Annotated in this window: 28 protein-coding genes; 15 read left to right on the top strand and 13 right to left on the bottom strand. The window is 33.6% G+C overall.

Annotated elements, in window-relative coordinates; all coding sequences use genetic code 11:
• Positions 1 to 134: 134 nt before the first annotated feature.
• The 11 genes from IU405_RS11350 to IU405_RS11300 all read right to left on the bottom strand — a co-directional run bounded on the left by IU405_RS11350 (position 135) and on the right by IU405_RS11300 (position 11,005).
• The gene (locus tag IU405_RS11350; RefSeq protein ID WP_197438731.1) at positions 135 to 332 is read right to left on the bottom strand and encodes a hypothetical protein; all 198 of its coding nucleotides are present in this window, start codon (positions 330 to 332) and stop codon (positions 135 to 137) included.
• Between the two features lie 33 nt (positions 333 to 365).
• On the bottom strand, positions 366 to 926 hold the full coding sequence (locus tag IU405_RS11345; RefSeq protein ID WP_197438730.1) for a YceI family protein: 561 nt from the start codon (positions 924 to 926) through the stop codon (positions 366 to 368).
• Positions 919 to 1,398, bottom strand: a complete 480-nt coding sequence (locus IU405_RS11340) for a hypothetical protein (RefSeq protein WP_197438729.1) — start codon at positions 1,396 to 1,398, stop codon at positions 919 to 921. The genes IU405_RS11345 and IU405_RS11340 overlap by 8 nt, the downstream gene beginning before the upstream one ends.
• Positions 1,399 to 1,552: 154 nt before the next feature.
• Positions 1,553 to 2,671: a helix-turn-helix domain-containing protein gene (locus IU405_RS15830; protein ID WP_197438728.1), complete on the bottom strand. Its 1,119-nt coding sequence runs from the start codon at positions 2,669 to 2,671 to the stop codon at positions 1,553 to 1,555.
• A gap of 239 nt (positions 2,672 to 2,910) precedes the next feature.
• Positions 2,911 to 5,352, bottom strand: coding sequence for a M1 family metallopeptidase (locus tag IU405_RS11330; protein ID WP_197438727.1), 2,442 nt, complete (start codon positions 5,350 to 5,352; stop codon positions 2,911 to 2,913).
• A 205-nt stretch (positions 5,353 to 5,557) separates the two neighbouring features.
• Positions 5,558 to 6,091, bottom strand: coding sequence for a DUF4252 domain-containing protein (locus IU405_RS11325; protein ID WP_197438726.1), 534 nt, complete (start codon positions 6,089 to 6,091; stop codon positions 5,558 to 5,560).
• Positions 6,092 to 6,161: 70 nt separating this feature from the next.
• Positions 6,162 to 6,677: a DUF4252 domain-containing protein gene (locus tag IU405_RS11320; protein WP_197438725.1), complete on the bottom strand. Its 516-nt coding sequence runs from the start codon at positions 6,675 to 6,677 to the stop codon at positions 6,162 to 6,164.
• Between the two features lie 60 nt (positions 6,678 to 6,737).
• Positions 6,738 to 7,172, bottom strand: coding sequence for a hypothetical protein (locus IU405_RS11315; protein WP_197438724.1), 435 nt, complete (start codon positions 7,170 to 7,172; stop codon positions 6,738 to 6,740).
• Positions 7,159 to 7,668 carry an RNA polymerase sigma factor gene (locus tag IU405_RS11310; RefSeq protein ID WP_197438723.1) on the bottom strand — a complete coding sequence of 170 codons (510 nt, stop codon included), beginning with the start codon at positions 7,666 to 7,668 and terminating at the stop codon, positions 7,159 to 7,161. Before IU405_RS11310 ends, IU405_RS11315 begins: the two co-directional genes overlap by 14 nt.
• A gap of 352 nt (positions 7,669 to 8,020) precedes the next feature.
• On the bottom strand, positions 8,021 to 8,413 hold the full coding sequence (locus tag IU405_RS11305; RefSeq protein ID WP_197438722.1) for a hypothetical protein: 393 nt from the start codon (positions 8,411 to 8,413) through the stop codon (positions 8,021 to 8,023).
• 24 nt (positions 8,414 to 8,437) lie between these two features.
• Positions 8,438 to 11,005: a T9SS type A sorting domain-containing protein gene (locus IU405_RS11300; RefSeq protein WP_197438721.1), complete on the bottom strand. Its 2,568-nt coding sequence runs from the start codon at positions 11,003 to 11,005 to the stop codon at positions 8,438 to 8,440.
• A gap of 149 nt (positions 11,006 to 11,154) precedes the next feature.
• Here IU405_RS11300 and fabG point away from each other — a divergent pair, with 149 nt between their 5' ends.
• The 5 genes from fabG (at position 11,155) to IU405_RS15790 (ending at position 16,133) form a co-directional block, all read left to right on the top strand.
• Positions 11,155 to 11,898 carry a 3-oxoacyl-[acyl-carrier-protein] reductase gene (fabG, locus tag IU405_RS11295; RefSeq protein ID WP_197438720.1) on the top strand — a complete coding sequence of 248 codons (744 nt, stop codon included), beginning with the start codon at positions 11,155 to 11,157 and terminating at the stop codon, positions 11,896 to 11,898.
• Positions 11,899 to 12,003: 105 nt separating this feature from the next.
• Positions 12,004 to 14,031 (top strand): VWA domain-containing protein, encoded by a 2,028-nt coding sequence (locus IU405_RS11290; RefSeq protein ID WP_231749702.1) that lies wholly within the window; start codon positions 12,004 to 12,006, stop codon positions 14,029 to 14,031.
• Between the two features lie 3 nt (positions 14,032 to 14,034).
• A complete protein-coding gene (locus IU405_RS11285; RefSeq protein WP_197438719.1) occupies positions 14,035 to 14,958 on the top strand; it encodes a cation diffusion facilitator family transporter in 924 nt (307 codons plus the stop codon).
• 33 nt (positions 14,959 to 14,991) lie between these two features.
• Positions 14,992 to 15,822 (top strand): prohibitin family protein, encoded by an 831-nt coding sequence (locus IU405_RS11280; protein ID WP_197438718.1) that lies wholly within the window; start codon positions 14,992 to 14,994, stop codon positions 15,820 to 15,822.
• A gap of 182 nt (positions 15,823 to 16,004) precedes the next feature.
• Positions 16,005 to 16,133 (top strand): hypothetical protein, encoded by a 129-nt coding sequence (locus IU405_RS15790; protein ID WP_262894642.1) that lies wholly within the window; start codon positions 16,005 to 16,007, stop codon positions 16,131 to 16,133.
• A gap of 141 nt (positions 16,134 to 16,274) precedes the next feature.
• Here the strand turns inward: IU405_RS15790 and IU405_RS11275 are convergent, their stop codons facing one another.
• Positions 16,275 to 16,457, bottom strand: a complete 183-nt coding sequence (locus IU405_RS11275; protein WP_105045749.1) for a hypothetical protein — start codon at positions 16,455 to 16,457, stop codon at positions 16,275 to 16,277.
• A gap of 208 nt (positions 16,458 to 16,665) precedes the next feature.
• Between IU405_RS11275 and fumC the strand changes: the two genes are divergently transcribed.
• From fumC to IU405_RS11260, 3 genes are all read left to right on the top strand, one after another.
• Positions 16,666 to 18,066, top strand: coding sequence for a class II fumarate hydratase (fumC, locus tag IU405_RS11270; protein ID WP_197438717.1), 1,401 nt, complete (start codon positions 16,666 to 16,668; stop codon positions 18,064 to 18,066).
• 142 nt (positions 18,067 to 18,208) lie between these two features.
• Positions 18,209 to 18,679 (top strand): nucleoside deaminase, encoded by a 471-nt coding sequence (locus tag IU405_RS11265; protein WP_197438716.1) that lies wholly within the window; start codon positions 18,209 to 18,211, stop codon positions 18,677 to 18,679.
• Positions 18,680 to 18,941: 262 nt separating this feature from the next.
• Complete coding sequence (locus tag IU405_RS11260) at positions 18,942 to 19,349, top strand: hypothetical protein (protein WP_197438715.1); 408 nt, start codon at positions 18,942 to 18,944, stop codon at positions 19,347 to 19,349.
• Positions 19,350 to 19,450: 101 nt separating this feature from the next.
• Here IU405_RS11260 and IU405_RS11255 read toward each other — a convergent pair whose 3' ends face one another.
• Positions 19,451 to 19,960 (bottom strand): DinB family protein, encoded by a 510-nt coding sequence (locus IU405_RS11255; RefSeq protein ID WP_197438714.1) that lies wholly within the window; start codon positions 19,958 to 19,960, stop codon positions 19,451 to 19,453.
• Between the two features lie 97 nt (positions 19,961 to 20,057).
• Between IU405_RS11255 and IU405_RS11250 the strand changes: the two genes are divergently transcribed.
• From IU405_RS11250 to IU405_RS11220, 7 genes are all read left to right on the top strand, one after another.
• Complete coding sequence (locus IU405_RS11250; RefSeq protein WP_197438713.1) at positions 20,058 to 20,552, top strand: hypothetical protein; 495 nt, start codon at positions 20,058 to 20,060, stop codon at positions 20,550 to 20,552.
• 57 nt (positions 20,553 to 20,609) lie between these two features.
• On the top strand, positions 20,610 to 21,182 hold the full coding sequence (locus IU405_RS11245; protein WP_197438712.1) for a cob(I)yrinic acid a,c-diamide adenosyltransferase: 573 nt from the start codon (positions 20,610 to 20,612) through the stop codon (positions 21,180 to 21,182).
• A gap of 91 nt (positions 21,183 to 21,273) precedes the next feature.
• Positions 21,274 to 21,495 (top strand): DUF2795 domain-containing protein, encoded by a 222-nt coding sequence (locus IU405_RS11240; RefSeq protein WP_105045754.1) that lies wholly within the window; start codon positions 21,274 to 21,276, stop codon positions 21,493 to 21,495.
• A gap of 136 nt (positions 21,496 to 21,631) precedes the next feature.
• Positions 21,632 to 24,967, top strand: coding sequence for a preprotein translocase subunit SecA (gene secA / locus IU405_RS11235; protein WP_197438711.1), 3,336 nt, complete (start codon positions 21,632 to 21,634; stop codon positions 24,965 to 24,967).
• 192 nt (positions 24,968 to 25,159) lie between these two features.
• A complete protein-coding gene (locus IU405_RS11230; protein ID WP_197438710.1) occupies positions 25,160 to 25,543 on the top strand; it encodes a hypothetical protein in 384 nt (127 codons plus the stop codon).
• A 149-nt stretch (positions 25,544 to 25,692) separates the two neighbouring features.
• Positions 25,693 to 26,313, top strand: coding sequence for a tetratricopeptide repeat protein (locus IU405_RS11225; protein ID WP_197438709.1), 621 nt, complete (start codon positions 25,693 to 25,695; stop codon positions 26,311 to 26,313).
• 29 nt (positions 26,314 to 26,342) lie between these two features.
• A complete protein-coding gene (locus IU405_RS11220; RefSeq protein ID WP_197438708.1) occupies positions 26,343 to 26,657 on the top strand; it encodes a hypothetical protein in 315 nt (104 codons plus the stop codon).
• Positions 26,658 to 26,703 lie beyond the last annotated feature (46 nt).

Raw genomic sequence — 26,703 nt, 5'->3', positions numbered from 1 at the left:
ATGGCAACAATCTGGTTTTCGGTAAATTGGGTTGTCTTCATAAGTTTTCGGCTTTAAATTTAATAATTTTTACTGAACGCGCTCCTGCGTCGCTTGTCGAATTCTATTTTTAAATGGCCGAATTTTGGGGAAGCTTACACATAGCCAGCATATTTTTCATAAATCACTTTTCCGTTTTGGATGATTGCAGTAGCAATGCCAGGGGCATTTTTTGGTACATCTTGAGTAGCAATGCTGTCAAGTAGTTTTATTTGTTTTGCCGTCAATGTATTTTGACCTAAAACTGAGGAGTAAATGAACACCGTAAAAAGGCATAGATATACTATTTTCATACTTAAATTTTTTATTGTTATGTTTTCGTTCACTTACATCTTTTTAAAAAAGAGTTCATATTCCAAATCAAAATCGTTCTTTATAGCATAATTGCCTAAATCTTGAAAATAGGAGGATGAATTGTATTTGATGTCAAACTTTGTTCTATCTAACTTCATTTTTCCTTTTACTAAATAGCCCTCTTTTAATTTTTTTAGATTTAATGTAATTTCAACTTGTTCCGTTTTTCCACGAATGGTTACTTCAACGATACATATAGTCTTCTTTTTTTCAATAAATTTCAACTGAGCGATTGGGTATTTACTGACAAAAAAGAAATCATTTTGTTTTAAGTGTCCCTCAAGCTCCTTGTTTTCATGCATTAGTGATGTCATGTCAACAGCTATTGTAAAATTACTAATTTCACCTTTCACTATGGATACATTACCTGATTGATAACGTAAGGTTCCTGATTGACTGTATCCTCCTGCTTCAGCATAGCCTGTCCATTGCAACCTAGAAGTTGAAACATCCAACATATAAGATTGTGCATTAACAATACCCATTTGAATCGTAAAAAAGGTCATTGCAAGTATGTATATATTCTTAGTCATTTTGTAAATCTGTTTCTGTTTCTATAATTCCAAATCCTTTATAAAGTTTGCCAGTAGCGTCTTTTGCAATAACGTACCACAGTGCATCACCACCATATAACTGGTCTCCATATCTATAATTTTTTTCATAAGTATAGCACATTCCTTTTTTTAAAATTCCTTGCAAGCAATTGAATTTTTCTATAAATGCTGCTTTAGAGAGCTGTATGTTTTCTTGCCAACCACTTGGACTATACCAAATAAAGGAACCTGCTTCAACAATTTCTAAATCTTGAGTTGGTGAACAAAATGTGGTACTGTGTTTCCAAACATATTTGGATGGATTATCGGGCTCTTTTGTGAGGGAAGGATAATTTGGGTTTGGGCTGTGATTTACAGTCAAGGTGTTGGAAATGAGCCTTAATTTAGCAGGTAATATGCGAGACTTATCAGTCCATGCATCTTGTGCATATATGGAAGAATGCAGTATCATAAAAAAGCATACTCCCTTTGCATACTTGAAATAATTGATAAAAGATTTCGGAAATTTTAATGTGTTGTTGTCCATATTTAGATTGTTTTAAATGATGGTACAAATATCACATAACAAGAAACGTTAAGCGTTGCAAAACATGTTTTGAGAAGACTTAATTCGTGTTTTGAGACTCATTTATGAATTCTGACGGACTTTTTCCTTCCATTTTTTTGAAAACTCTATTGAATGTAGCTTTTGAGTTGAAACCACAATCCAATGCCACTCCCAAAAGACTCATCTTTTTCATATCAACTTGATTGACAAGGAGTTTAAAGTGCATTACTCGAAAATGATTTACAAAATCGATAAATGATTGATGCAATCCTTGGTTGATAAGTTTGGAAGTTTCTCTGGGGGGAAGTTGCACATAATTTGCGAAATCCTTCAATGTCAATTCTGGTTGCAAAAACAATTGTTCATTGACCATTTTATCTTTTATGATGGCTAGTTGGCGCAATTCTGTGTCATTCAGGGCTATTTGTTGAGGTTGCTCTATCGTTTCAAATTCGTTATTTATCATCTTTAAATCTGATTGTAACAGACCTCCAACAGCAATTAAAATGATGATTACTCCCATCATTATAGAAGATAAAGGTGTGGAAGGATACAAATTCCATACTACCCTAGCAATTGTCTCAAAAAACCAAAAAAGTGAGACTAGAAAAAGAACCCAATGCAGTTGTCTTAACCATTGCAAAGTAATTTTATGAAGATTCGAATAATTGTTCTCAATTATAAATTTGTATTTCAAGAGATGTCTCCTGCTAAAATATATATAGGTCAATAATGATAAAAAACTTACTGCCAGTTCAATAACGTAGGTATAGGGTCTATGAATTTCTAACCAAAAATATAAACGAAACTGATAACTACTCAATTGTAAGAAAACATACAATGACCCTTGCAAGATAGCAGGTATAAAATGAATGAATTTTTCTTTTAGAGATAGTTTTTTGGTGTGTGTTATTTGCAATGTGTAACAATATAACAAAGGACCAAAAGCAAATGAGTAGTAAATGGGTAGAAAATATAAATTGGGATTTTTACCATAAATATCTGCTACTCCAAAAAAAGTATCAAGTAGCCACAAGGTTAACAAAAAAGCTAACAATGAGAGGTATTGGTTGGCTTTTTTATTGTCTCTTTTTATCAATAATAAAACCGATACAAACACCCCATTCGCAATTAAAAAAAATACTAAAACTGACGATATGTTGAAATCAATACTCACAATTTGCAAACACTTTAAGAATTACCTTGAATTGTAAAAGTATTGTTTTTTTGCTTGCATAATGAAGGCGCTTATTATGTTTTATAATAATTTTTGATACTTTGGTTTGATTGCTATCAATTAATTTAAAAAAAGCCCTGAAATGTTTTATAAATACTTGTAATGGCAATAAAACTTCAACACTCAAAAAACAAAAAACTAAACACCAAAAACTAAAAACTTACCACTAATCTCTTTTATTACAACAATTTTGCCATGGCAGTTTTAATGATGGCAATGTTTTTTTCGCTGTTGGATTTGTTGGCTTTTTGCTGATCTTGAATCATTCCTCGCATCAAGTTGATGACTACTTTGTCAAAATTGAATTGCTGATATTGTTTGCCTTTTACCACCATATCATCTACCACATTTTGAATGGCTGCTGTATTGTTGGTCTCCGAAATTTGCTTAAATGCTTTTTGAAACAACGCTTTGGTAGTATCATCGCCTGTTAAAAACATGCCTGCTAATACATTTTTTGCTACAAAAGGCAATTCTGTTTCGTCATTTTCTTCGATAAAAATTCGGGTCAATGGCGTGGCTAAAATCTGACGCACTTCATCAGGCAATTGTTTTGATTTGGCAATTGATGCGGGTTTATCCACATAATACATAGACACCAAGGCTTTGCCCAAAACGGCATACGACGCGCTTTCTAAAGCTTTTAAGAAAATAGGTTTCAATTCAGGGTCTGTCAATTTGCCTAGCGTGTGAATGGCTTCTGCTTGTACCAAAGTTTTAGGGTCGTTGTTTGCCATTTTCATGATTTTTTGAATGGCGTCTTTTTTAGCAAACTTGTTGATCAAATCGATTTGTTGCAAAGCCAAAATTCGGATTTTATAAGCATCATCATCCAAGGCATTTACAATGGCATCAAACGCGTTTTTATCTTCTTGTTTTTTGGCAACTTCTAGCAATGCTTCTCTTCGATGTTCAAAATTATCAGCTTTGCGCAATTGAAAAATATAATCACTCAACACCTTATTTTCCTTGATATCGCACAGCAACACTCCGTCTGCATTTACCTGAATCAAATTGGGTTGTGTTTGATACGGAAAGGTAAAAGAAGCATCTTTTCCCGAAACAAAAACCTGATGTCTTTTTCGGTTGTTACCTTCAAAAATATCAATAGCAAAAGGAAATTGAAAGGTTTCTGCTTGCAATTGCAATACGTTTACGGTAACTGTTTTGCGCAAGGTATTGTAATCATATGAAATCTCTAAACTAGGGTGACCTGCCCCAAAATACCATTGATTGAAAAACCAATTCAGGTCTTTTCCAGTGATTTTTTCGAAAATCAATCGCAATTGATGCACTTCTGCTGCTTGGTATTTGTACTCGGTTAAATAGGTTTTCAATCCTAAGAAAAAGGCTTCATCTCCCACATATTTTCTGAGCATGTGCAAAATGGCGCCACCTTTGTTATAGCTGATTTCATCAAACATTTCTTCCTTGTCAGCATAGTCAAAACGCACCAATTTTTTATCGGTATTTTGCCCTTGTTTATAGACCATTACTTGTTCATACAAATGCATTTCCGCATCTGTTTTTCCGTATTTGTGCTCACGCCACAGGTATTCACTGTAGTTTGCAAACGATTCATTGAGGGTTAAATTACTCCAACTTTCCGAGGTTACTAAATTGCCAAACCAGTGATGAAACAACTCGTGAGCAATCGTATTTTCGTGGATATTTTCATCAATCAATTGCCCAGGTTTTTGATAGGCTTGTTCGCCATGCACCACTGCAGTGGTATTTTCCATGGCACCAGAAACATAGTCTCTCACCACCATTTGACTGTATTTTACCCATGGATATGCCACCCCCAATTTGCTTTCGAAAAAACCAATCATCTCCGGAGTCAATCCAAAAATAGCTTTGGCATGAGGGGCATATTCTTTTTCTACATAATAATCAACAGCGATGTTTTTATAGGAATCTTTGATGATTTCAAATTCTCCAATTCCCATAAAAAACAAATACGGTGCATGTTTTTCATCCATTTTCCAATAATCAGTGCGCAAATTCCCTTTCTTAGTTTGTTGGATAAGTGTTCCGTTCGAAAGAGTTGCGTATTTTTCAGGAACAGTGATGTACAGCTCTTGTGTTGTTTTTTGATTGGGTGCATCAATTGTAGGAAACCAGCAGCTGCTTGCTTCTGTTTCGCCTTGAGTCCAAATTTGTGTAGGTTTGTCTTTGTTCAATCCATCAGCATTGATAAAGTACAAGCCTTTGGCATCTGTAATGGCAGCACTCCCCTTTTGATATACTTTTTCGGGTTGGGCTATATATTTGATATAGAGCGTAAATTCCTCGTCTTTTTGATAGGTTTTTGGCAATTGAATGGTCAATTTTAGTTGGTCATCATAGGTAAAAGTCAGTGGCTTTTGATTCATTTTTACTTCGTGAATCAACATGGCTTTGGCATCTAATGTGATGGATTTGCTGCTGTAAAAATGAGGTTTTGCAGTAATCCAAGCTTCACCATTCATGGTTTTGGCAGCAAAATTGAAATCGACATTCAGTTTGGTATGGACTAGATTGTGGACTTTTTCTCTTTCAGGTTGGTAAGTGGGATCTTGCGCAAAAATCAATTGTTGCAAAAAGCAGAGCGCAACACAAAGGATGTTAGAAAACTTCATAAGTCATTTTAATATTCTAGGGTTCAAAAATAACAAATTACATGCCAGTTGCTGTTAATGCGTCGTTAAATATCTACGATTTACCTACTATGCTTTCCATTTGTCCTTCAAGGTTTTGAATTCCGAAGTTTTGCGAGTGCCAAAAAAAGCCAACAATCAACATGATTCTTGGCTTTTTTAATTATAGATGGAGGTTTTTGGTTGCTTATTTTCCGAAGAGATTTCCAATGTTTTTTACATTGTTTTCATCCACTGTGATGCTGTTTAGCATTTCCAACATTTTAGCAGGATTCATATTTTCGCCCAACAATCTTGCCACACCAACTCCCACTTCATTGCTATATCCAAAAGCAATCACTTCGTCTAAAGAATCTGTTTCGCCAGTGTAATAAACACTGATATTCATTCCTTGCGCTTTCATTTTCCCTAGACTTTTGTAGTCTTTATTCGTAAAAATGTTTTTCAACGTTTGTTTTTCTGCTTCATACATGGCTTGATTTTCAGCAGTTTTGGCTAAGAAAACCATGTTGATTTTCTTCACGCTATTCATAGTTTCTCTAACCTCTTCAGACACTTCTGTTTTGGGAGAAATTAAAGAGCTCACAGGAATATCACCGGTCATAAAACCTTCTTTACCACTCGTTTCTACCAGGTATTTTTGAAGCGATTTGTTATTGTTGCAAGAAGTTGCTAAAAAGACAACTAGCAATAACGATAAGATTGTGCTTGATTTGATCATGAGGATGCAGTTTTAATAGATGAAACAAGTAGTTGAGTTGATAGCACTCAACTACTTGTTATATAAGTTTTTATTTTTTATTTTCGTTTAGGAATGTATCCGCTAAACTCGACATTTTATTGATATCGATATTCCCTGTCAAGGAAACCACCATAGACTCTGAGTTTTTGTTGGTTTGCTTGCTAATGCCTTTGATGAACATCAATACTTCGCTTACAAAATCTTTGTTGCTAGATGCTTTTACATAAATTTTGATTCGAGAATCGTCTTCTTTGATACGCATCAACTGTGTTAAATTTTGTTTTTTGATGGCAGTTTCTACCATGATTTCCATTTTGTCTGCAACCGCAGTTTTATTGGTAGAAAACATTTTGAACTCTTTCAAATCTTTGATCATTTGAAACACTTTCATGCCTTCATTATCATCAATTTTTACGTTTTTGAACTTTGAAATCAATTCGAAAGCATCTTTGGTAACGACTACCATATCAACGCCATCCATGTCTTCCAAAGAATCAAAAAACGACTGCGCATTACTAACGATTGGCGAAAGAGCTAATGCAATGAATAGAATTATTTTTTTCATGATTACGATATTTACTTGGTTTTACTTTTTACTTGGTTTAACTTTTACTTGGTTTGTGTTTTATTCTGTTACTTTTTGAACGGCTTCTTCATAGGTGTATAAAGTAGCGACTGCTTGTTCTCCTTTTTGAAGGTTGGTAGAAATCAAGCGCAATCCTTTAGACAATTCTGAAAACAAGCGTTCTGCTTCTTGTTTTTGTTGATACAATTCGTATTGTTGTTTGCCAACAAATACGCTTACTAATAAGGCCACTGAGGCTGCTATAGACAACCAATAGCGATTTTTTCGATGCGATTGCTTGGGTGTTAGCTGAATGGTTTTGGTATAACGTTCCTCTTGTGCTGCAGCAAAATAGCTAAAAAGTGGTTGATATTCTTGCAAGTGAGGAGCAACATTTCCCTGCGTGAAATAGTTTCTGAGGGTGGCTTCTTCTTGTAAGGTAGTCATTCCTTCAAGGTATTTTTCTACGATTTTTTCTATGTTAACTGATTCCATAGTTGTGTTTTTTAATGAGTTCTTCACGAATTGTTTTTCTTGCTCTTGATAATGCTACTCTGACTGCTGTGGGTTTCATGTCCACCATTTTTCCAATTTCTTCTAAATCATATTGTTCAATATCCCGCAATTGAATGATGATTTTTTGTTGATCGGGCAATTGTTCTATGAGTTTATACACTTGATTTACACTATCTTCATATTCTAATTTCTTGTCTAATGACGTTTCTTTTGCTTCATAATTGCTATGCACCAATGTAAGATTGCTAGCTTGTTTTGATTTTAAGCGATCATAACAATAATTCTTGGTCATGGTCATGGCAAAAGCCTCTACATTGTTATAATCAGCGATTTTATCTTTACTTTTCCAAAGTTTAAAAAACAATTCTTGCGTAGCATCTTCAGCTTCTTCTGTTGACACAAGCAGTCGTTTTGCCAAACGAAAGACCTTGTCTTTAAACGGTAATACTATTTTTAGAAAGTCTGATTGGTTCATTGGTTTTTTGTTTACTGCTATTTTTTCATCTCTTATAACAGTCGTACATTATCATGACGAGGGAGTATTTATTTTGTTACAAAGTTTTTATATAAAAATAACTTTTTAAAAAAAAAGAGATAAAGTTACTATTCGTGAAATTAATGTCTTATTACTTAGAAAGCTATTGCGGAAAGTTTCACAAAATCCCACAAAGGTTCACAAAGTATTCCTAAAATTCATATCACCATTATATCTAGTGCAATTCGTAAAATTAGTATCTAATTCCTCATAAAACCTATTGCACAAAGCATTCTTGAAAGATACATCCACTAAATTTCGTGAAATACCTTTGGTTAGAAATCAAATCTCTTTATCGAAGTTTGACTATTTTGATTGAGTCAACTTTAGAGGTCAAAAAATAGTTTTTGCCGTTTTGTTCTAAAGTAAACTTCAGAATATCTTTTTTGTTTTTTAGTATTTTTCCTTTTGGAAGATCAAATTGCAAAAGATACTTCCCTTTTGGATATGATTTTTTTGAATCACTTTGTAATTGGGTGAGTTCGTCAATAACAGAAAATTTTAGAATTGTTATTGAATCAATAGAAACAGACTTAAAAATTGTTTCTTTTTTGGTGTCTATTTTAGAAATAAATCGATAATACAATTCAGTGTTGAGAACTCCTGGATTTACTTCTATTTTATCAATAGAAACCACTTTTGCACTGCTACAAGAGAGCAATGCAAAAGTGATTCCAACTAACATTCCTATTCTTTTCAATAAAATCATTTATTGAACAAAAAATTTATGCGTAAATACTTTGTTTCCTTCATTCATTTTAAGGATGTACATTCCTTTCGAGATATTTTCTAGAGAAATTTTGTTGTCTTTTTGATTCAATTTACCCTTAGAAACAAGACCGCCAACAACATTATAAATCATATAATCAATTGGAGAAGTGATTGATGATAATCGAATAGTTAGATAATTGTCATTCACTGGATTTGGAAAAACAGTTGGTTTATGATCAAAGCTCACTTCTTCAGCTCCTAGAGTTGCATTGGCAATATTGATTTCCCACATACCTCTTCCGAAAGTTCCAATATATAATTTGTCATTTGCGTAATTTATTTTCATGTCATTGACAATCACATTTGGAAGATTTGCACCTAATTTATTCCAATTCGTACCTCCATTTCCACTGAAATAGACTCCCAATTCTGTGGCTACAAACAGATATTCACTAGATTGATTTTGTTTGAAAAGGATTTTTTTCATCAAAATATTGGGTAAATCTCCAGAAATGTTTGTCCAAGTTGCACCTCCATTTGTAGACTTAAATACTTTATTGCCATCATTGTATGCTTTAACAGTAGCATAAATAGTATTCCCAGCGGTACTTGCAGCATTAATTGAAAATGAGTTTACAAGTTGTCCTGTAGGTTGTGTCATTGCAGTCCAAGAATTTCCTCCATTGCTAGAACGCGTAATTCCGTTTTTCCCAACTACTGCAATATAATCACCTTGATTGTCAAAAGAAATGGGACTTCCCACACCTGCATTTAATTTTGTCCAAATTTCGTTTAGATTATCACTAGTGGTTGTTGATATAGTTGTTGATTTATACAAATCGTCAAAACCTCCAAAAGCGATGGTAGAAGTTGTTGTATGCAAACTAAAAGGCCATACAAATTCTCCATCTGCGGGTTTAGGAATTGGATTTCCTTGATAGTTTCCTGAATATCCTGTGTTGTCTGAGCGAGTTAACGACCCTGTTGTACCTCCTAAATATCTAATGCCTGGATTTGAATAATCGATAGCTGAGCAAACTCCATCACCTGCAGAAACACTTACCCAAGTTCCATTTTCTTTACTAAATCCATCATTATCTTGATTTGCCATCATGAAATCATCATTATTTCCAGAAGAAGGATTGATGGAAATTGTATAAATTTGAGTAACTACAACACCATTTGATTTGTAAACAGTTGTAGGAGACTGATCTGTTGGACTTGTATAATTGATAAAATACAATCCACCATCATTCGCACTCCAAAAAGACAAACCAGCATCTAAATATCCTGCTTGATGATGGTCAGAATGTACATAAACTCCAGGATCATTGGCATTTGATTTATAGCCATTTAAGGAAGTGTACCAACTTGCACCATTATCATTACTTGAATTTGCATTCACTGAACCTTCTAAGAAAAACCCATTACGTTTTACCAAAACCTGATTAAAACCTCCTTGCGGATCATAGCCTGCTGGAGCTGTCCCAACATTTGTTGCAGATCCAGAGCCAACCAAGCTTAATGCCTTAATTTGTCCTGTTTTGTCTTGGATAAAAAAGTTTCCATTTTCATCAGCAGTTACAGCATATTTACCAGATTCATTGGGAGCAATCAACTCAGTCCAATTAAGTCCATTATCCGTTGAAAAATAGACTCCTTCAAATGCATCTGTAGCTACAATATTTGTTCCATGTGCTGCCATTCTTCCAAAGTTTACATCTTCACCACCAGGTGTAAAAACAGAAGTCCAAGTTGTGCCTCCGTTAGTAGTTCTCATAATGTCATTGGCAGTAGCTGCTACCATTGTATTGTCATCAATCACTACCAAATGCCCTAATAATTTACCATCATTCAGATTCAAATTCAGTCCAGTAGCAGTCCAAGTTTCTCCCATATCTGTTGACTTGTAAACTCCGATAGAATTGAGAACTTCTTGTGCATCATAATCCCCTGTTGTAGCATATAAAACCCCTGCACTTGTTGTAGAGGTTGATGAACCTTTGATATCTGTGATACCAATTCCGGCAAAAGTGTCAAATTTTGGAGACCAAGTTGCTCCATTATCAGTTGATTTCCAAATTCCTCCAGTTGGAGCGCCTACTATTAATACATTATTATTTTCATTCCCAGCAGCTATAAATCTCCAAAAAGCATTCAATCGTCCTAATTTTGGTGGGTTTGGATACCCATTTGCATCAGGATTGCTTTGAGGACCAATATTTGTCCAATTTTCTTGAGACAATTTTGATTGCATTGGGTTTGATGCTATTTTTTTATTCAATAATCCAGCATTTTTCCAACCCTCTAAAGCAGAAGGAAAAGAACCATCCGGATTTACACGATCTCTCCAATAATAAGCCCATCTCTCAAAGTGTTTTATGGCTTTGATATCTGACTTAGAAATGATTTTTTTAGACTGTAATGAGTTGATTTCTGATCGTTTTTTCGCAACGATTTCATAGTAATTACTTCCTTCTTTGGTAGAAGCTTTTTTGTAATCGACGGATTGTGAAAATGACATCATAAACGTCAATAACAGCAATAGTGTAATCGTTTTTTTCATAATAAATAAAGTTGGTTAGTTGGTTTTCTGAAACTATTTTATTGATTCATAGCTAGATAGTTTCCAATCGTTAAATGTAATTAAAATTAGCTTTCAAAAAACTTTTTTCCTAAAAAAAGCTATCTTTGGGACTTTAAATATGATTAAAAATGAAACTTTTAGAAAATAAAACAGCCATTATTACTGGAGCTACAAGAGGAATTGGAAGAGGAATTGCTATTGAATTTGCCAAACAAGGTGCCAATGTTGCATTTACCTATAGCTCATCTGTTGATGCTGCAATTGCGTTGGAAAATGAATTGAAATCTTTCGGAATTTCCGCAAAAGGGTATCAATCGAATGCGGCTAACTTTGATGCTGCTCAAGAACTTGTTGCGAATGTAGTGACTGAATTTGGTACAGTAGATATTTTAGTAAACAATGCCGGAATTACCAAAGACAATTTATTAATGCGAATTTCCGAAGAGGATTTTGATTCTGTAATTGAAGTAAATCTGAAATCTGTTTTCAATTTAACCAAAGCTGTGATTCGTCCTATGATGAAACAACGCAGTGGTTCTATCATCAATATGAGTTCCGTAGTTGGCTTAAAAGGAAATGCTGGGCAAGCCAATTATGCGGCTTCAAAAGCAGGAATTATAGGTTTTTCGAAGTCAGTTGCATTGGAATTGGGTTCAAGAAATGTGCGTAGCAACGTGATTGCTCCTGGTTTTATCGAAACAGAAATGACCGATAAATTGGATGAAAAAGTAGTACAAGGTTGGCGAGATTCCATTCCATTAAAAAGAGGAGGACAGCCTGAAGATATTGCAAATGCTTGCGTTTTCTTAGCTTCTGATATGAGTTCGTACATTACTGGACAAACGCTTTCTGTGGATGGAGGAATGAATTGATACTGTAAATTCTTTTTTCAAATGTTTTAAAAAACCTACAACAAATACTGTTGTAGGTTTTTCTTTTTCCGACTATATAGTTATCTTTCCGCTAAAATCAAACTATTGCAAGTAACTGTCCTATTTCTACTTTTTTTAGCCTTGTTATTGAGTTTTTCAATAGCCTATTTTCAGTATTATTATAAAGAAAAAACGAAGCATCAATTCACGCCTTTCTTGTTGATTTTAAGAGCTCTAAGTTTGTTTTTGTTGTTTTCATTATTCATAAATCCGAGTATTGAAAATGAGGTTTATCAAAACGAAAAACCTGTATTGTCCTTACTGACAGACAACTCATCTTCCATTGCTTTTTTTAATGAAACAAAAAATATAGTGGGTTTTCAGGATAAATTGAATACTAATTCAGTCATTAAAGACAAGTTTGAGATTCAAAATTTTCAATTTGGAAAAGCCTTACAATTGCAAGATAGCCTCACTTTTTCTGAAAATGAGACCAATATTTTTGAGGCAATTGCAGAAACAAACAAACTAAATGCAGCTAAAATTGCACCTATTATTCTATTGACAGATGGCAATCAAACCATTGGGTCTGATTACGAATTTATAAATTCGAAACAACCCATTTACCCTGTTATTTTTGGAGATACTACAGTGTATTCGGATGTAAAAATTACCCAAATAAATGCGAATACCTACAGTTTTTTAGGAAATAAATTTCCTGTTGAAATTTTGCTGAATTACGAGGGAAATGAAAATGTTTCTTCGGTCTTTACAATTTCATCCAAAGGAAAAACCATTTTTAGCAAAAATGTTTTCTTTACACCACAAAAAAATACGGTTACCATCTCCACAACAATCGAATCAACATCCAAAGGAATTCATTTTTACAATGCGTCTTTGCAAAAAATTAGCAATGAAAAAAACATCAAAAACAATGCAAAAGATTTTACGGTAGAAGTGATTGATGAACAAACAAATGTGTTGATTTTAACTTCTGTTTTGCATCCTGATATTGGAGTACTTAAAAAGTCAATTGAAAGCAATAAACAACGAAAAGCAAGTATTTCGTTCATCAATGATTTTAAGTATCAAATTACTGATTATCAGTTAATTATTCTATATCAAGTTACAAATAGTTTTAAAAATATCCTTTCTGAAATAAAAGCAAACAAATTACCTTTTTTGTTTATTTCGGGTGCAAACACGGATTGGAATTTTGTAAATACACAACAATTGGGTTTTCAAAAAAAAGCCATCAATCAAACTGAAAATTACGGAGCTATTTTCAATAATTCGTATGCTACTTTTTTGCAAAATAATATTGGTTTCGATGATTTTCCTCCTTTGAAAGATCGTTTTGGAGAAATTCTTTTTACCAAAGAATACCAAACATTGTTGTATCAAAATATCAATGGAATTCAAACAAAAACTCCTTTGCTAGCCACAGTAAACGAGGAGACGCATAAATTTGCCACCCTTTTTGGTGAAGGTTTCTGGAAATGGCGAGCTGCCAATTTTTTACAAACAAATTCTTTTGAAGAGTTTGATGGATTTGTTGGGAATTTGGTAAGCTTTTTAGCATCCAACAAGAAAAGAAATCGTTTGGAAGTACGTGCTGACAATTTATATTCAGCCAATTCAACCATCAATATCTCCGCATTTTATTTGGATAATACTTATAAATTTGACCCAAGAGCTTCTCTTGAAATCACCCTAAAAAATGAAGCCACAAAAAAGGTTTTGAAATTTCCATTCTCCTTACTCAACAATTCTTATCAAGTGGCAATTGAAAATTTAACCTCTGGTTTGTACAGTTATACAGTCACTGTTTTGGGACAAAATCTGACAAAATCAGGGCAATTTGTGATTTCAGAGTATCAAATGGAAGAACAATTTACACGAGCGAATGTAGAAAAACTAAAAAAATTAGCCCTGAATTCTGGCGGTAAAATGTATTATCAAAATCAAGTAGAGACATTATTGCAAGATCTTTCTCAAAATGAATCCTTTTATACGATTCAAAAAGCATCCAAAAAAGAGCAAGAAATGCTGGATTGGAGATGGATGTTGTTTGTCATTATTGGATTATTGACGATTGAATGGTTTGTAAGAAAATATATTGGTAAAATTTAGTGTATGGGAAATCATCATTCACATCATCATTCACATCAACATTCGCATCATTCTTCTTCCTCTGAAAATATAGGTGTTGCATTTTTACTCAATACTTTTTTTACCATTGTCGAATTTATTGGCGGAATTTATACCAATAGTATGGCAATCATGTCTGATGCTGTGCATGATTTGGGAGACAGCGTTAGTCTGGGAATGGCTTGGTATTTTCAAAAAATTTCTAAGAAAAAAGCAACCAAAACCTATTCTTACGGATTTCGACGTTTTTCTTTGCTGGGCGCCATCATCAATTCTACAATACTTTTAATAGGGTCAATTTTGGTGATTATCAAATCAATACCCAGAATCATTTCGCCCGAAGTTTCAGATGCAAAAGGAATGATGTGGTTTGCTGTTTTGGGAATTATCATCAATGGTGTTGCAGTTTTAAAACTCAGAAAAGGAACTTCTATCAATGAAAGAGTGGTTGCTTTGCATTTGTTTGAAGATGTGTTGGGTTGGTTGGCTATTTTAGCTGCTAGTATCATCATGCAGTTTTATGAAATTCCTGTATTAGATCCCATTTTATCCATTGCAATAGCTTGTTATGTTTTGTACAATGTTTTTAAAAACGGAAAAGAGAGTTTTGTAATTTTATTGCAAGGTGTTCCCGTAAAAATTTCTGTGGAAGATGTTAAAACTAAATTATTAGAAAATGAAACTATTATCGGCATAAAAGACTGTCATATTTGGACTATGGATGGTGAATACACTGTTTTTTCAGCTCATTTGATTGTTCAAAATTCAGTCGTTTTGTGGGAGGAAGTTGCAATTTTGAAAGCTGATATTCGCACCCTTTTGCATGATGAATTTCAAATAGAACATGTCACATTGGAATTGGACATCTCAGAATTTTCTGAAAACATAGATTGTAATTCCACTTTATAAGTCGTAAATTTGAAAAAATAAAAAAATAAAAAGATGTCAAAAAATCCATTAGAGTTTAATTTTCCAAAGGGAGGTATCCCCTTAATTATCCTTGCAGTAGTGTTAATAATCGTTTTTTCAAAATCCACAGTAACCATTGGACCAGGTGAAGGTGGTGTAATTTTTGAACAATTTACAGGCGGTATCAATACCGAGAAAACCTATGGAGAAGGATTTCAAATTGTAGCTCCATGGAATAGAATGATTGTCAGAAAAGTACGTCAACAATCTGTTTCTGATGAAATGAATGTGTTATCAATCAATGGATTGGAAGTAAAAGTAAATGGAACGATTTGGTATGAACCTCAGTTTCAAAATTTAGGATTGTTAATCAAAACAAAAGGAGAAGATTATGAACGTGAACTTCTTGATCCTGCTATCAATGCAGCTGCTAGAAGTGTTGTTGGACGTTATACACCCGAACAATTGTATTCAAGTAAAAGAGATGTCATTGAACAAGAAATTTTGGATGAAGTACAAATCATTTTAAAAGATCAATACCTGAATGTGAAAAGAGTTTTGGTGAAAGATGTAAAATTGCCCACAACCATAAAAAATGCCATCGAAACAAAACTGAAGCAAGAACAAGAATCATTGGAATATGAATTTAGAATTGCAAAAGCAAAAAAAGAAGCAGAAAGACAACAAATTGATGCAGAAGGAAAAGCAAAAGCCAATCTTATTTTAAGTGCTTCTTTGACCGATAAAATCTTACAAGAAAAAGGAATTGAAGCTACTTTAAAATTGGCAGGTTCAGAGAATAGTAAAGTGATTGTTATTGGTTCTGGTAAAGATGGATTGCCTATTATCTTAGGAAATCAATAAGAAATAACTACTTATTTATATACCTAAAGTCCAGCAAATGCTGGACTTTTTTTATGGATTACATAGATTTTGTTCAATATCAATCTGAACTCGGTAAGTCTTAAAAGTTTGTTAAACAGTTTATAGTTTCGTAACGTATTTGAAATGCAAACGTCCTATAAGAGTAAATAAAATTAAAAAACATGAATACAACAGACATAAAAATTAAAGAAGATAAGAAAAGCAATTCAACCGAAATTTTCCAATACAAAAGAAGTCTTTGGAATGCAAGAAGAAAATATAACTACAAATACATTACTACTGTATTTTAGTTATTGGTTAGTTAGTTTTTAATAGTTGGAAAAGAGTCAAAAGCATTCCTTTTGGCTCTTTTTTTTGAGGAGATTGAAATCTTTATATCACAAAAAAAGCTCGCAAAATGCGAGCTTTTTTTAATATCTGTAAAAGAAGAACTATTTTTCTTCAGCCGCTTCAGCCGCTTTTTTAGCTTCTTTTTTTAATTTCATATTTTCCCAAATAGTACCTCCTATCCAATAAGGCACTACAAATGTTAGTAAAAATAATAACAACCAAAAACCTGCTGTGAAGATAAACATGAACAACACTAATCCTGAAAATTGCGAAAAATCTAACATTGTATTCTATTTGATAATTTAATAACGCAAAAATAAAAAATATATTTTCAAATGTTGCTATCAAATCGATTAATTTTATCTTAAAAAGAAAATTTCTTATCAACAATTTACCAAAAAACTGAAAAAGACTGCCTAGAGTTTTGCAACTTTCAACACTTCTTTTGCCTTAGTTTTTGTAAATTTGTAACTTGTTTAAACTTCATATATAATGACACAATTCAGAATCGAAAAAGATACTATGGGACAAGTACATGTTCCTGCTGATAAATATTGGGGCGCACAAACGGAGCGTTCAAGAAACAATTTCAAAATAGGTCCTGCAGCCTCTATGCCATTGGAAATCGTTTATGGTTTTGCATATTTGAAAAAAGCGGCTGCTTATGCCAATTGTGATTTGGGTGTATTGTCATCAGAAAAAAGAGATTTGATAGCACAAGTTTGTGATGAGATTTTAGAAGGAAAATTAGATGACCAATTTCCATTGGTGATTTGGCAAACAGGTTCTGGCACACAATCCAATATGAATGTGAATGAAGTGATTGCGAACAGAGCACAAGAATTGGCTGGAAGAAAAATTGGAGAAGGTGAAAAAGCGATTCAGCCTAATGATGATGTAAACAAATCACAATCTTCCAATGATACCTTTCCTACAGGAATGCACATTGCTGTGTATAAAAAAATTGTAGAAACTACGATTCCAGGTGTTGAACAATTGCGAAATACGTTACAAGCAAAATCAGAAGCATTTAAAAACGTAGTGAAAATAGGACGTACGCATTTGATGGATGCTACTCCCCTTACTTTAGGTCAAGAGTTTTCAGGATATGTAGCACAATTAAACTTCGGATTGAAAGCGTTGAAAAACACGTTAGCGCATTTATCTGAATTGGCTTTGGGCGGAACTGCAGTAGGTACAGGATTGAACACGCCTGAAGGTTATGATGTGTTGGTTGCCAAATATATTGCCGAATTTTCTGGAATGCCTTTTATCACCGCTGAAAATAAATTTGAAGCCTTGGCTGCACATGATGCATTCGTAGAAACGCATGGCGCATTGAAACAATTGGCAGTTTCTTTGAATAAAATTGCCAATGACATTCGCATGATGGCTTCAGGTCCTCGTTCAGGAATTGGTGAAATTATCATTCCTGCAAATGAGCCAGGTTCGTCAATCATGCCTGGAAAAGTAAATCCTACACAATGTGAAGCCATGACCATGGTGTGTGCACAAGTTATGGGAAATGATGTTGCTGTGACTATTGGTGGCACACAAGGTCATTATGAATTGAACGTTTTCAAACCAATGATGGCTGCAAATGTGCTACAATCTGCGCAATTATTAGGAGATGCTTGTGTTTCTTTTGATGAAAATTGTGCCATTGGAATTAAACCAAATTACACAAGAATTAAAGAATTATTGAACAATTCATTGATGTTGGTGACTGCTTTGAACACAAAAATTGGCTATTACAAAGCTGCCGAAATTGCCAATACTGCTCATGAAAATGGCACTACTTTGAAAGAAGAAGCAGTTCGTTTGGGCTATGTAACTCCAGAAGACTATGATGCTTGGGTAAAACCTGAAGAAATGATTGGGAGTTTGAAATAGACTTTAGTTTTAAATTTTTAGTTTTTAGTTTTTAGTTTAAATATAAATAAGTTATCTATTTAAATTTCAGCTTCTTAATTTATTTTCTAAAAGCTAAAAGCTATTTTCTAAAAGCCAAAAGCAAACACCTAAAAGCTAAAAAATGAACCACGAAAACTACATGAACGAAGCTGTAAAAGCAGCATTACAAGGAATGCAAAACAACGAAGGAGGCCCTTTTGGTTGTATTGTGGTGAAAGATGGAGAAATTATTGGACGTGGAAATAACAAAGTAACATCTACCAATGATCCTACTGCACATGCAGAGGTTACCGCGATTAGAGATGCTTGCAAAAATATTGGTTCTTTTCAGTTGGATGGATGCATTATCTATACTTCTTGCGAGCCTTGTCCTATGTGTTTGGGAGCCATTTATTGGGCAAGACCTGACAAAGTTTTTTACGGAAGTAATCAGCAAGATGCTGCAAATATTGGCTTTGATGATGCTTTTATATACAAAGAAATTCCATTGCCTTATGAAAAAAGAAGCATTCCTTTTGAGCAGATTGGGAGAGAAATTGCATTAGAACCTTTTCAAAAATGGACGGAAAAACAAGATAAAATTGAATACTAATTTTTTAATTTTAAAAAAAGAACTAATTTTACATTTTACAAGCGTTTCAATGAAAAAAATATTTTTACTTTCAGTTTTATTGTCAATTTTTCTCTTTTCCTGTACTCAAACCTCTATTGATTAAACACCCATCAACCTTACAGTAAATGCCAAAATTACTGGCACTATAAAATTTACAGATCTAGACGTTTTAAGAACAGGAGTTGAACCAGAATGGATTTTAGGTGATCATAGCAAACTAGAAGTAAAAGTTTCTAAAAATTTGACGAGCAATCCTTACAATTTAAAACTTTCTTTAACTGCAGATACTACCAAAACAAATTCACCAGTACTTACGTACATCTCTGATTTTGACCGCAAAATTGTAGAAGGTGATAGATATCGATTGATTACTACCATCATATTGCATGGAAATGCCGCTTTTATTCCTGGTCAAACTGGAGGAAAAATTGAATATAATGGTAAAAGTAACTCAAATGGAATTGCGTTGGGTTCTGAATTAGAAATTACAATTGCTTCTCTTGGAAATACTGTAGTAAATGATTCAAGTCAATATTTAGTCCTTACAGGATTTTTCTCAAAAGATAATAATAATGGCGCAAATATTGAAATTGGTAATTTTTCTATAATTATTGAAGGCAACAACATCATCAATACAGGAGTTTTCTAAAAAAATAAATTCAGGAATTTCGAATGCTTACTGAATATGTTTAAAATTTCGAGTTTAAAATTCAAAGTTGAACTTTAAACCCGAAACTTTGAATATTGAACCTAAAAGTATCTTTCTTTAAGCACTTTTAAATGATGCATTTGATGTCCTGAGCACAAAAATCCAATAGCTCTGACTGACATGTTTTTACCTGAACCCTCTCCTATTCTCAGCAACGCTTCTTCCGAAAAACTTTTAAATAATAAAATAGTTCCTTGCCTTACGATTGCCATTTCCGCTAACAAATCTGTCCAATTTCTAGCATTTGCATCCACATTTGCCACAAACAAATCTTGGTCAAAACCAGGTAAAGCCGTTTTGTCATTTCTTGCAAATCGCAAGGCTCTGTAACAAAAAACACGTTCTGTATCTATGACATGCTGCACCACTTCTTTTACAGTCCATTTTCCAGGTTCATAAGCATAAAGCTGTTTTTCTTCGGAAAGTTCAGAGAGCGATTCCTCAAATTCTTTTTGAGAAATTTCAAGATTGGCAACAATCGATTTGCCGTTTTTTTCGATTTGCTGAATGTAGTTTTTATAATATGGCGCGTATTCGTTTTCTGGAATCATATCTATTATTGTTTCTTTTTTCTAATGACGAAAATAGTGATTTTTTTATCATTAAAATAGACCCTATTTTTGCACTTCAAAATCAAATTTATAATTGTTGTTTTTCAAACTCATTGCTCGAATTCAATTTCTACTCACCTCCACCAATCAACATGGGGTGCATTCGCCTTTTGTGTTTGATTTTGTTACGAAAGGATTGTATCTAAAATCAGCAAAATTGGAGCAACATAAAGTCCATATTACTGCAAAAAATCTATCTAAAAAAGAGCTGAAAATCCTACAAAAGATAGGTGATTATTTTAAAGTGGAACACGTATATTCGCAGCCAAAAGAGTTAGAAAATAGTTTAAATAGCGATTATAAAATACTATTTATCAATGATGTAGAGAATTTTTATTTGAATGATTCTTTCTCAGCTATGCCCAAATTATGTTTGGTGTTTCACAGAATTCATAGAAACCTTAAAGCGCAGCAACAATGGAAATCCATTTGCGAAAATAAGCAAGCCACAGTCACCATTGATTTGTATTATTTTGGGTTGGTATTCTTCAGAAAAGAGCAAGAAAAAGAACATTTTAAAATCAGAGTTTAACAGTGTTTTAGGAAACAATCTTTGTAACTTTGCCGTTTTAATTTTCAACAAAAAGTAATGAAAATATATACAAAAACAGGTGATGAGGGAACTACAGGGCTTTTTGGAGGATCAAGAGTTCAAAAAAACAATATTCGCATAGAAAGTTATGGTACTGTTGATGAATTGAATGCCTATATTGGGTTGATCAAAGACCAAGAAATCAGTCAAGATGTCAAAAAATCTTTGTTAAAAATTCAACACGATTTGTTTACCTTAGGTGCCATGTTGGCAACGCCACCAGAAAAAGAAACCTTGAAAAATGGCAATGAACGCTTGAATATTCCGAAAATTGATGCAGCATCTATTGTATTTTTAGAAAACGAAATTGATCAAATGGAAACCACCTTACCGCAAATGACACATTTTATTTTGCCTGGTGGTCACACTACTGTGTCATTCTGTCACATTGCACGATGTGTTTGCAGACGCGCTGAGCGTTTAACAGTAGCATTGCACGAAGAAGAGCCCTTTAACCATACTATTTTAATGTATTTAAACCGACTTTCTGACTATCTTTTTGTGTTGGCACGAAAGTTGTCTCAAGACCTATCAATAGCGGAAATCAAATGGATTCCCGAAAAATTATAGCACGTTCTTTTTTTATTATATTATATTTCTTAAAAAAGACTTGCGTAATTGAGTAAAAAAATTATTTTTGCACAAAATTAAACGATAAGAAATGTATTGGACATTAGAATTAGCATCTTATTTAGCAGATGCACCTTGGCCAGCAACCAAAGACGAATTAATAGATTATGCCATTAGAACTGGTGCGCCTTTGGAGGTTGTAGAAAATTTACAAGATATTGAGGATGAGGAAGAGCCTTACGATTCTATCATTGAGATTTGGCCAGATTATCCTTCTGAAGAAGATTATCTTTGGAACGAGGATGAATATTAACACATAAAACAAAGTCTCTCAAGAGGCTTTTTTTTTGTTGTATAACAACCTACTGAAACTATTTTTTCAGGATGGTTTTTTCCTGAACTATTATTATAAAATTCAGTGAGATATTAACTGAACTAAAACACATAAAATGAGTATTTTAAATTCAATTATTAAAATTTTTGTTGGTGATAAACAGCAAAAAGATTTAAAAACACTACAACCTATTATTGACAGCGTTCGCAAATTTGAATCCGAAATTTCGAAACTTTCTCATGATGCTTTGCGTGCAAAAACCCAAGAGTTTAAAAACAAAATCACGGAGGCAACCAAAGAGTTTGAAGACAAAATCAATGTGTTGGAAGCAGAAGCTAAAACGGCTTCTATTGACCGTCAAGAAGAAATTTACACAGAAATTGATGCTTTAAAAGATGCGTCTTACAAAGCCTCTGAAGAAGTGTTGCTTCACATCATGCCTGAAGCTTTTGCAGTGGTGAAAGAAACTGCCATTCGTTTTGTAAACAATCCAGAAATCGAAGTTACAGCTACGCCATTTGACCGTGAATTGTCAGCAAAAAGAGCGCATATTACGTTAGAAAACGACAAAGCCTATTGGGCAAATTCTTGGGATGCTGCAGGAAAACCTGTCACTTGGGACATGGTTCATTATGATGTGCAATTGATTGGTGGCTCTGTATTGCATCAAGGAAAAATTGCTGAAATGATGACTGGTGAGGGAAAAACATTAGTGTCAACATTGCCAGTTTATTTGAATGCACTTTCAGGAAAAGGTGTTCACGTTGTGACTGTCAACGATTATTTGGCAAAACGTGATAGCGCTTGGATGGGCCCTATTTTTGAGTTTCACGGACTTTCAACAGATTGTATCGATTATCATCAACCAAATTCTGATGCACGTAGAAAAGCGTACAATGCTGATATTACGTATGGAACAAACAACGAATTTGGGTTTGATTATTTGCGCGATAATATGGCAAGCTCTAAAGATGATTTGGTACAAAGAGCGCCCAATTATGCCATTATTGATGAGGTAGATTCTGTGTTGATTGACGATGCAAGAACGCCTTTGATTATTTCTGGTCCTGTGGCTCAAGGTGATCGTCATGAATTTAATGAACTAAAACCCTTGGTAGCGGATTTGGTAGAATTGCAACGCAAACATTTAGTTGGTGTTTTGGCAGAAGCTAAAAAATTGATTTCGAAAGGAAAAGACAAAGAAGGAGGTTTTTTATTATTGAGAGTGTATAGAGGTTTGCCTAAAAACAAAGCTTTGATTAAGTTTTTATCTCAAGAAGGCATCAAACAATTGTTGCAAAAAACCGAAAATCACTACATGCAAGACAACAACAAATTGATGCCAGAAGTGGACGAAGATTTGTGGTTTGTGGTAGAAGAAAAGAACAATCAAATTGATTTGACTGACAAAGGAATTGCGCATTTATCAGAAATTACAAAAAATGACAACTTCTTTGTATTGCCAGATATTGGGGTAAAAGTGGGGCAAATTGACCAATCAGAAGGAACTCCTGAAGAAAAAGCGTCTCAAAAAGAAGAATTATACCGCGATTTTAGCATCAAAAGTGAGCGAATTCACACCCTAAATCAATTGTTGAAAGCCTACACTGTGTTTGAAAAAGACGTGGAATATGTAGTGATGGAAAACAAAGTCATGATTGTGGATGAGCAAACAGGTCGTATCATGGATGGTCGTCGTTATTCTGATGGATTGCATCAAGCCATTGAAGCGAAAGAAAACGTAAAAATCGAAGACGCAACTCAAACTTTTGCTACGGTTACACTTCAAAATTATTTCAGAATGTACCGTAAATTGGCAGGTATGACTGGAACTGCAGTGACTGAAGCTGGCGAATTTTGGGAAATTTACAAACTAGATGTTGTTGAAATTCCAACCAACAAACCTGTTACAAGAGATGACAAAGAAGATTTGGTGTACAAAACTTCTCGTGAAAAATACAATGCAGTTATTGACGATATTGTAAAATTGGTATCCGAAAAAAGACCCGTTTTAGTGGGTACAACTTCCGTAGAAATTTCAGAATTGTTAGGAAGAATGTTGCAAATGCGCAAAATTCCGCACAATATTTTGAACGCCAAATTGCACAAACGTGAAGCAGATATTGTGGCTGAAGCAGGAAAACCTGGCGTGGTAACCATTGCAACCAACATGGCTGGGCGTGGAACAGACATCAAGTTGACAGAAGAGGTAAAAAAAGCAGGTGGTTTGGCGATTATTGGTACAGAACGTCATGACTCAAGACGTGTTGACAGGCAGTTAAGAGGACGTGCTGGACGTCAAGGAGATGTGGGTTCATCACAATTTTATGTGGCTTTGGACGACAACTTGATGCGTTTATTTGGTTCTGACAGAATTGCCAAAATGATGGACAGAATGGGATTGAAAGAAGGCGAAGTGATTCAGCATTCCATGATTACCAAATCTATTGAACGTGCCCAAAAGAAAGTAGAAGAAAACAATTTTGGCATCCGTAAGCGATTGTTAGAATATGATGATATCATGAATTCTCAACGTGAATTTGTCTATAAAAGAAGACGAAATGCGTTGGATGGAAAACGTTTGCAAGTAGATATTGCCAACATGATTTATGATACTTGCGATGCCATTGTAACCAAAAACAAAGCAGTTAAAGATTTCCAGAATTTCGAATTTGAACTGATTCGTTTTTCATCCATGACCTCTCCTATTTCGCAAGCTGATTTTGAAAAACTATCAGAAAAAGAAATTACAGACAAATTGTATGAAATTGTAACGGCACATTACAAAACCAAGATTGAGAAAAATGCGATTTTGGCATATCCTGTCATCAAAGGGGTGTATGAAAACGAAGGCGATCGTTATGAACGAATTGTAGTGCCATTTACGGACGGAATCAAATCGTTGCAAGTAGTCACCAACTTAAAAGAAGCGTACGAAAGTCAAGGAAAAAGCTTGATTACCGACTTTGAAAAGAACATCACTTTGGCGATTATTGATGAAAACTGGAAAGAACATTTGCGCAAAATGGACGATTTGAAACAATCTGTTCAAAATGCGTCTTATGAGCAAAAAGACCCGTTGTTAATCTATAAATTTGAAGCATTTGAATTGTTCAAACAAACTGTAGAAGACATCAATAAAGAAGTATTGTCATTCTTGTTCAAAGGAGAATTGCCCACACAAGACACCAATCAGATTTCGGAAGCGCGTCAACAAAAAAGAGAACGTTTGAATACGAGCAAAGCAGAAGTTCAAAATAGCACTGAAAGAGCCATTGCAAACTCTAGACAACAGCAACAAGCCCCTGTTGAAACAATTGTACGTGAACAACCAAAAATTGGTAGAAACGAAAAAGTAACCATCAAAAATGTGATGTCGGGTGAAGAAAAAGAAGTAAAATTCAAACAAGCCATTCCATTACTAGACAGTGGCAATTGGGTGGTGAAGTAATTATTATCCTATATTAATTTTTAAAATCCGTAGCGCAAATCATTGTTTTACGGATTTTTTTATGCTTTTGAGTTTGTTGTTTTGATAATAAATAGTTACTTTGGACAAAGATTGTGCGCAAAATAAAATTTAAAAAAGTTATATAAAGTTGCGCATATATAATAGTTGTAAACAATTTCGGAAAACGAAAAAATGACGAGAAAAGAAATTAATAATATTCTGAAAACTGAATCTGGAATTATTCTGTTGGAAAAGGAATCTGAGCAGTCTTTTTTTGAAGCTATTTTCAGTAATTGGGTTTCTGTTCTCTCTGCTTTATATTTCCTGACAAGAAAAAAATTAAACTCTCTAATTCTGACCGAAAATAGAATAATTCTAATTATTCGGAATAAAATCTATGTAGAACGGATTTTTATCGGAATTGAATCTCTGAATTACAATGGAAATAAATCCACTCTTGAAGTGACTGACCAAAATCAGAAATTTTCATTTCCTCTAAATAAATTAAGAATTACTTATGAAGAGTCTAAGTTAATTAAACAAAAACTGAATGAATTTATGAATCGGAAAAAATAAAAAACTGTTTACAACACCGTACAAAATTAATTGCTTACTTTTTGCTTACTTACGAAAATCCTCGCGGATTTTCTTTGTCAGTAATTATTTAGTAAATATATTGCTAAACCAACGCAACTAACCTTGTACAACAACGTTGTAACCCATTAATGAAAAAATTCGCAAACTTCATTTCGATATTAGCCACTATTTCAGCAATAACAACGGTTATAGCTGCAGTTGGACTTCTTGGTTTTGGAATATATAATCTTTATGAATCAAACGAATCCAAGGAAGAAAGAACACAAGTGAAAAGAAGTTTATTTTATCATAATGAAATCGCTCCAAAAATTGACAGTCTTATTTATGCAAACCCTCAATTAGCAATTAAAGCTATTGATAAGTTAATTTACGAATATCCTGAAATTTACTTTTTGGAAATGCAAAAAGGAATAGCTTATTACCAAATTGATTCTTTAAATTTGGCTATTAAAGAATTTAAAATCTCAATGAATAAAAGTGGTTATGAATTTCCGACAGCCCTAGGTTATATTGGAAAGACTTTGGTAAAACAAAAAAAGTTTGACGAGGCAATAGTTGAATTCAAAAAAGCTGAAAATCAAAATTCTAAATACACTCTTGATATTGCCGAGACTTATGAGCTTAGAGGAGATGTTGAAAATGCAATAAAATATTATGAAAAAAGAATTAATGCTATTAAGTCAGTAGAATTTTATAAAGAACAAGTTGACCTAATAAGACAAAGAGTAGAAAAGCTAAAAGAGGAATAATAACGGGTTACAACACCGTATAAAAAAAATTGCTACTTTTAGCTTTATCAAAAATTGTTGCAATTTTGCCAACTTCAGAATTTCCTTCGGAAATTCCTCGTTGTCAAAAACGCAACTTTCTTTATACAAAAACGTTGGCAGTAAACAAAAACCGAAAGTTGAAAGAAATAATTGAAAATGAAAAAATAAAATTATCAATGTCTGAAAAATTCAGATATTATAGACTTTCTATAATCTTTTTTATTTCAGCAATATTTTGTTTAACAGAAGGAATTGTAAGCTTCCCCAAAATTCGGCCATTTAAAAATAGAATTCGACAAGCGACGCAGGAGCGCGTTCAGTAAAAATTATTAAATTTAAAGCCGAAAACTTATGAAGACAACCCAATTT

This window comes from Polaribacter sp. BAL334 (assembly GCF_015767435.1).
Lineage (GTDB): Bacteria > Bacteroidota > Bacteroidia > Flavobacteriales > Flavobacteriaceae > Polaribacter.
The sequence above is the reverse complement of the archived record's forward strand: the minus strand, read 5'-3'. Positions and strand labels throughout refer to the sequence as shown.